The sequence below is a fragment of the Candidatus Methylomirabilota bacterium genome, assembly GCA_035936835.1.
Classification (GTDB): Bacteria; Methylomirabilota; Methylomirabilia; order Rokubacteriales; family CSP1-6; genus AR37.
The window spans coordinates 1-6,652 of the sequence record DASYVT010000061.1; the positions used below are offsets into that span (position 1 = coordinate 1).

9 protein-coding genes are annotated in these 6,652 nt (G+C 68.7%); 2 read left to right on the forward strand and 7 right to left on the reverse strand.

The features are described 5' to 3' along the window. The 4 genes from VGV06_05005 to VGV06_05020 form a co-directional block, all read right to left on the reverse strand. Positions 1-719: TIGR03619 family F420-dependent LLM class oxidoreductase (locus tag VGV06_05005; GenBank protein ID HEV2054519.1), on the reverse strand; the 719-nt coding region annotated here is incomplete at its 3' end. Positions 720-729: 10 nt separating this feature from the next. After that, on the reverse strand, positions 730-1,461 hold the full coding sequence (locus tag VGV06_05010; GenBank protein ID HEV2054520.1) for a CoA-transferase: 732 nt from the start codon (positions 1,459-1,461) through the stop codon (positions 730-732). A 44-nt stretch (positions 1,462-1,505) separates the two neighbouring features. Next, positions 1,506-2,468: a CoA-transferase gene (locus tag VGV06_05015; protein ID HEV2054521.1), complete on the reverse strand. Its 963-nt coding sequence runs from the start codon at positions 2,466-2,468 to the stop codon at positions 1,506-1,508. Continuing rightward, positions 2,465-3,514 carry a PLP-dependent cysteine synthase family protein gene (locus VGV06_05020; GenBank protein ID HEV2054522.1) on the reverse strand — a complete coding sequence of 350 codons (1,050 nt, stop codon included), beginning with the start codon at positions 3,512-3,514 and terminating at the stop codon, positions 2,465-2,467. The genes VGV06_05015 and VGV06_05020 overlap by 4 nt, the downstream gene beginning before the upstream one ends. Before the next feature lie 64 nt (positions 3,515-3,578). Between VGV06_05020 and VGV06_05025 the strand changes: the two genes are divergently transcribed. Beyond that, complete coding sequence (locus tag VGV06_05025) at positions 3,579-4,070, forward strand: DUF402 domain-containing protein (GenBank protein HEV2054523.1); 492 nt, start codon at positions 3,579-3,581, stop codon at positions 4,068-4,070. A 121-nt stretch (positions 4,071-4,191) separates the two neighbouring features. On the opposite strand, the gene VGV06_05030 is transcribed toward VGV06_05025, so the two are convergent. The 3 genes from VGV06_05030 to VGV06_05040 form a co-directional block, all read right to left on the reverse strand. Beyond that, complete coding sequence (locus tag VGV06_05030; GenBank protein HEV2054524.1) at positions 4,192-4,797, reverse strand: DinB family protein; 606 nt, start codon at positions 4,795-4,797, stop codon at positions 4,192-4,194. A 79-nt stretch (positions 4,798-4,876) separates the two neighbouring features. Next, the gene (locus VGV06_05035) at positions 4,877-5,731 is read right to left on the reverse strand and encodes an alpha/beta hydrolase (protein HEV2054525.1); all 855 of its coding nucleotides are present in this window, start codon (positions 5,729-5,731) and stop codon (positions 4,877-4,879) included. A gap of 1 nt (position 5,732) precedes the next feature. Beyond that, complete coding sequence (locus tag VGV06_05040) at positions 5,733-6,101, reverse strand: hypothetical protein (protein ID HEV2054526.1); 369 nt, start codon at positions 6,099-6,101, stop codon at positions 5,733-5,735. 57 nt (positions 6,102-6,158) lie between these two features. On the opposite strand from VGV06_05040, the gene VGV06_05045 reads away from it, so the two are divergent. Next, positions 6,159-6,652: Crp/Fnr family transcriptional regulator (locus VGV06_05045; protein ID HEV2054527.1), on the forward strand; the 494-nt coding region annotated here is incomplete at its 3' end.

The window sequence follows — 6,652 nt, forward strand, 5'->3', positions numbered from 1 at the left end:
GTCTCGGCGCGGTTCCTGCCGACATAGATCGCGAGCTGGTTGGTCGCCGTGAGCTTCGATGGATCGCGCCCGGCTTCCCTCGCGAAGGCCTGGACCTTCTGCCAGGATTTGGTGAAGCTCTCGGGCGTGTAGAAATAGGTCAGCCAGCCGTCGCCCACCGTGCCCGCGCGCTTGAGCACGGCGTCCACGTAGCCGCCGATGAGGACGGGCGGCCGCGGGCGCTGGGTGGTGCGGGGCACCAGGACCGCCTCGCGCAGGTTGAACTCGTCGGCCTTGAGGGTGACGCGCTCTTCGGTCCAGAGACGCAGGAGGATGTCGAGGTTGCGCTCGAAGATCCTGCCGCGCTGTTTGAAGGGCACGCCGACGGCGTCGAACTCGCGCGCGTACCAGCCCGCGGCCACGCCCAGGATCAGCCTGCCCCCTGAGATGACGTCGAGGCTGCCGAGGGCCTTCGCGGCGACCACGGGGTTGCGGAGCGGCAGGACCAGCACGCCCGTTCCGAGCTTGATGGTGCTGGTGCGCGCGGCGATGGCGCCGAGCGTCGTGATGGAATCGATGATGGGGAAGGAGGGCTCGACGCCGAGGAGGACGTGGTCCCACGCCCAGAGCGACTCGAAGCCGAGCGCCTCGGCGCGCTCGGCGTAGGCGTAGAGCGCCTTCACGTCCGGCACTTCTCCGGGGCCGACGAAGTTCCTGATGGCAAGCCCGAATTGGGTCACGAAAATCTCCTCAGCCTATGAATTGCCGCGCGGGGTCGAGCATGCGCAGTATCCCCAGCTCTTCATCAGTTGGCGGCTTGGTCGCGGTGAGCTGATCGGAGACCAGCACCTCGAAGCCGGTGGCGGCCTTTACGTCGTCCACGCTCACGCCGGGGTGCAGGGCCTCGAGCCTCATCCGGCGGCTCTCCGGCTCGAAGCCGAAGAGGCCGAGCGTGGTCACTACGCGGGAGACGCCGCCGAAGAGGAGCCCGCTCGCCCGACGGCTGTCGCCGCCGATGAGCCAGCCCGGGCTCGTGATGAAGTCCACGGTCTCCGAGAAGCGGCGCTTCTCGTGGGCGGTCAGGATGATGACCGCGCGGCAGAGCGAGATGATGTCATTCGCGCCGCCGCTGCCGGGGAGGCGCACCTTCGGGCGGTCGTAGCTGCCGCCGATCGCGCTGGTGTTCAGGTTGCCATAGCGGTCGATCTGGGCGCCCCCGATGAAGCCCACGTCGAGGAAGCCGCGCTGGGCCAGCAGGAAGGCATCGGTGATGCCCGGCAGCATCTGGGCGCGGTAGGCGGCGCGCATCTCGTTGGTCGAGATCGGCAGCGAGCCCGGCTTCCACTTCGGCCCGACGATGCCGCCCTCGATGACCATGGTCAGGCCCGGGGCATGCATGCGCTGGGCGAGCCCCGAGGCCATCATGGGAGCGCCCACGCCGGCGAAGACCGTGGTGTTGTCTTTGAGCTCGCGGGCGCCCATCACCGCGAGCAGCTCATTGACCGTGACGCCGTTTGCGGCCCCACTCACGTCACCAGCTCCCTGCCGCGCCGCCGCGCGTCTGCGAGCGCCGCCTCGCCGAACAGCGCGAGATAGTCGGCGTGGGTCGCGGGGCCATAGACGTAGCGCTCGAGGTAGTCCTGGACTCCCGCGGCGCCGCGCTGGTTGATGCTGTCCACGTAGACGCTGAAGTGGTCGGGCTCGGCGTCGTAGAGGCCGTAGCACTCGTGAGGGTATGACCCGTACGGCACGTGGACCAGGGCGTCCACGATGAAGCCTGGGATCACGGTCCGGTCCGGATGAAGACGGATCTCCTCCTCGGGGACGATCTCCTCGGCCGTAACGAGCACCGTCGCTGCGGCCTTGGCGATGTCGGCGTCCATGTGCGGATAGCCGTCGATCTGGCAGTTGCCGAAGCGGTCGGCCCGGTGGACGTGGAGCAGCGCGACATCCGGAAACAGGGCCGGGACCGCGAGGAGCTTCTGCCCTGTGTACGGACAGTCGATGGTCTTGGAGCCCCCTACATCCACGAGCCCAGAGCCGAGCATCGTGAGCGAGGGGAGGAAGGGCACGCCCATTGCCGCCGCGCGGAAGCGGAGCCCCAGCGCAAGGTGGCTCCACTCTTCCATCGGCACGCGCCCCGACTCGACGTACTCGCGGACGATCTTAGAGAGCCCCCACGGGAGCCCGATGCCCATCCACGACGTCACGACCTTGTCCACGGCGCCCGCGACCATGCACCACTCGCCTTCGTAGCACATGAGGTTGCGCGAGATGGTGAGCCCCGTGGGGCGCCGGCGAAGGAGCGCGCGGATCAGCGCGAGCGGCGTGCGGGAGAAGAGGCAGCCGCCAAAGGCCAAGGAGTCGCCGTCCTTCACTCGCGCGGCGGCCTCGTCGAGTGTGGTCAGCTTCTCCCCGGCGGACTTGGGCTTCGCTTCGAGGCGAAGCCGCGCGGCCTGGAAGTCGTACTCGCACCGGGAGATCGTCACCCGATGATCTCCCAGGTCTTCTGGTACCGGTCGAGCTGCTCCACCGTGTACGGGTCGAGCGGGTGCTCCCGCTCGGGGATGTCCACGTGCTTGTCCTCGCCGCAGAGCGGCGTCGTGAAGTAGCGCTGTCCGGTGTCGTTGATGATCGTGACGATGGACGGAAGCTCTGAGTGCTTGCGCGCGAGCTTAAGCGCTGCGGCCACGTTGCAGCCGCTCGAGATGCCGCAGAAGATGCCTTCTTCCCTGGCGAGGCGGCGGGCGATGGCGACGCTCTCGTCGGTCGTGGTGGTGATGACGCCGGTCAGGAGCGAGACGTCGAGGTTCTTCGGCACGAAGCCGTCGCCGATGCCTTCGATGCCGTGGTGCCCCCACGCGCGCGTCGAGAGCAGCGCGCACTCGGCCGGCTCGACGGCGTAGAGACGCACCGCGGGGTCGTGCCGGCGGAGGAATCGGCCGACGCCCGTGAGGAGGCCGCCGGAGCCCTGCGAATCCACGAAGGCGCCGATCCGGCCGTCCATCTGCTCGCGGATCTCCGGCCCTGTCGTGAGGATGTGCGCCTCGACGTTGTCCGCGTTGTCGAACTGGCCCGGCACCCAGTAGCGCGCGGGGTCTGCGGCGCGGATCTCCTGGAGGCGCTGGAGCGAGAGGTCCACGTCGCTCTCCCCGCCCTTGGTGAAGATCAGTTCGGCGCCGTAGGCGCGCATGATCTTCTTGCGCTCTTCGCTCATGCCCTCGGGCATCACGATGGTGCAGGCGTAGCCCTTGACGGCGGCGACCCAGGAGCAGGCGATCCCCGCGTTGCCCGTCGAGCACTCGAGCACGCTCATGCCGGATCGGAGATCTCCTCGCGCCTCGGCGCGCTCGAACATGTGGAGATAGATCCGGTCCTTGAGGCTGCCCGTCGCGCCGTACCACTCGACCTTGACGTAGATCGCGGGCTTGACGTCAAAGGTGATGCGGTTCAGCCGGACGAGAGGCGTGCGCCCGACCGCGGTCGCGATCGAGGGCAGGGCGCGAGCGTAGCGAGACCATTCGGGCGACGTCATAGGGGCAGAAGTTTAGCACTTCTCCTTCGATGCGGCGACTCTCGCGTTGCGGTATGGTCATCCCGTGCTGAACCGCAAGTTCGCCGACCTGCGCCACGCGAAGGATCTCGATCCGCGCGTGCTCAGCTACGATGCGGCGGCGCTTCCGCAGGCGGTCGTGGCGATCGGGCAGCGGGCGAGCCGGAAGACCAAGGGCGGCGTCGTGCTGGCCGAGCCTGGCTTCACGTGGGCGCTGTTCCTCTTTCCCGGGCGATGGTACGCGGTCGAATCAGTCTACGATCGGGGCGGAAGGCTCGTGGCCCACCACGTCGACATCTGCCGGCCGCTCGAAGAAATGGACGGCATGCTCTCGTTCCTCGACCTGAAGCTCGACCTGCTGATCCGCGCCGACGGCGAGGCATCCTGGCTGGACCAGGACGAGTACCAGGCCGAGGTGGACTCCGGCACCATTTCACCGGCCTGGCAGAAGTCGGTATCGGACACGGCGGCCGCGCTCGACCGCGAGCGCGCCTGTGGCGCCTTCCCCCCTGACGTGATTCAGCGCTTCCGCCCTTGACTCGGGGTCAGGTCTTGAATTACGACATCGGGCGTCGGCCGCCGAGGCCGGGCGACGTGGGATAGGTGCGGAAATGTATGAATGCAAGACCTGACCCCGGGGCACGTCACGGCCGCCTAGGTCAGATGCCCGTCCCGAAGCCTCCAGCCGCGCGCACGGTGGCGCCTTCGCCCATGTGCATGGCGGAGTGCATCACGGCGATGCTGGTCAGCACGGCGCGGCGGGGGCGGCCGGTGAAGCCCTTGACGAACGTCTCGGTGCGGTCGCCGAAGCAGCCGAGCGCGCCCGCTCGCTCGAGCGAGGCCGCCTCGAGGTTGCCCTCCCAGTCCTTATCTCCGTAGGCGCGCACGATTTCCTGAGTGCGCCGTCCGACCGCGTCGCGGTAATCGCGCAGGGCGGCGAGGTCAATCTTCTCGCTCAGCTCGGAAACCTCGGGCTTGGTCATGCCCATGCCGAAGTCGCGACGCGTAATCTTGAGACGCGGAAGCCAGCCATCGTCGAAGACCTGGTCGCGGCCGTTCACGATGATGTTGGTCATGATGTCTTCGGCGCGGGCGATGTGCCACATGAGCCAGGCAAGGGAGTTCAGATCCTCGCGCGGGCGCACCCGCATCTGGTCGTCGGTCAGGCCGCCGAAGGTCCGCTCGGCCAGCGACGCCTTGTTGCCGCCGACGGCGGCGGAGTGCACTGCGCCGTGCTCTTCGATGAGAAGGTCGCGCGCGTCCATGCTGGTCATCTCCTCCTGAGTCGTCGAGGTCGGGCATGCCACGGCGAAGTCGCCGGCGGGGCACAGCGTATCACCCCGATCAAGCCCGGGCGGCGCGGACCTTCTCGAGGACGGGCAGGATGTATTCGCGGAAGCGCGCCGGATTCTCGCTCATCGGGAAGTGGCCGAGCTCGTTCATGATGGCCGCCTCCGCGCCTTTGATCGTGGCGGCCGTGCGGAGGGTGTCCTCGGGCGTGCAGGAGAAATCGTAGCTGCCCGTGAGGAGATGGACGGGGCAGGCGCGGGTGTCGATTCCGGCGACCCGATCGCGGAAGTCGGAATCCACGCGGTAGAAGTAGAGGTCGCCCTTGAAGACGCCCGGGCCGCTCTGCATGTAGCCCCAGAGCGTCTCCCAGCGGTGCTCGTCTGGAGCCGGCGCGCCGACGAGCCCCGAGACCAGCGCGGCGCAGACCTCGCCGCCGTGGACATCGGGGCGGTGGAGCCACTCCGTGTCGTACCAGGGCGTCTGGTGGTCGGCGGCCTCGAGGCCGATGACCGCGCCCAGCTCGGCCGCGTGCTCCAGGGCGAGCTGGAGGACGATGCGGCCGCCCATCGAGCAGCCCATGACCACGGGCCGGTCGAGCTCCAGCGCGCGGCTGAAGGTCATGACGGCCTCTACGTAGGCCGCCGTCGTCAGCCTGTACTCTTCGTCTTCCCAGCCGACGGGCGGCGTGGACTTGCCGTGCCACGGCAGGTCGAAGGCGATGACGCGGAAGTGATCCGTCACCGCCGCATCGTTCATCAGGTGACGGAACTGTCTGCCGTCCGAGCCGGCGGTGTGGAGACAGAGCAGGGGGATGCCGTGCCCCGCTTCCTCGAAGTACACGCGGCAGGAACGCCCTCCGAGCGTCAGGTGGACGTAGCGGCCGACTATCGGCTCGATTCGCGCGGCCATCTCAGGCGCTCCTCGCGAGGCGCCGGGGCGTCTCGAGAACTTCCTTGATGTAGCGCAGGTTGGCCATGAGGGGAAGGAGATCGCCCTCGATGCGCGCGTGGCCGAAGCGTGTCAGGGCGAAGAGGTCGTGGTAGCCCGGACGCGGCACGGGCTGCCAGAACTCCCGCCACGCCTCTTCAACGGCGCGGATGGCGAACCGCCAGGGGCGCATCGACGCGGGCCCCAGCGTCACCGATGCGATGCGGCCCTGTTCCACGGACACGTGGTATGCCACGTCGCCCACCTCGACGAGGAAGTCGCACGTGAGGAACCGGCCGCGGCGCACGAGCGCCGCGTCGCCGTTGACCAGCCCGGGAAGCCTGTCGATCATGGCCCTGTCTCCTTCGGCTGTTGTCCTCGAACGCGCCGCAGTCTATCATCGGCCGCCGTGTCCCTGATCGCCATCGACGCGTTGAAGCGAGTCAAGTACTTCCGGAGCCTGAGCGCGGCCGAGCTCGCGCGCCTCGCGCGGCGCTGCCGCCAGCGCGCTCTCAAGCGAGGGGAGCACGCGTTCGAGGCGGGCGATCCGTGCCACGGCCTTCTCGTCGGCGCCGAGGGCGCCGTGGAGATGCGGCAGATCTCGCCGCGCGGCCGCGAGCAGGTGCTGCATGCCGAGGGCGCCGGCGCCACGCTGGGCGAGGCCCCGCTCTTCGACGGCCAGGGCTATATCGCCTCGGCCGTCGCCATCGCGCCGACGCGGCTCGTGTTCGTTCCCAGGGAGGCCGTGCTCGACCTCTGCCGACACCATCTGGCCGTCGCGCTGTCCATGCTCGAGGCGATGGCGAGACGGGTGCGAAGTTTTGCCGGGCTCGTCGAGGATCTGGCCTTCCGCCAGGTCACCGAGCGCCTGGCGCGCCACCTCGAGGCGAGTGCCGCCGCGTC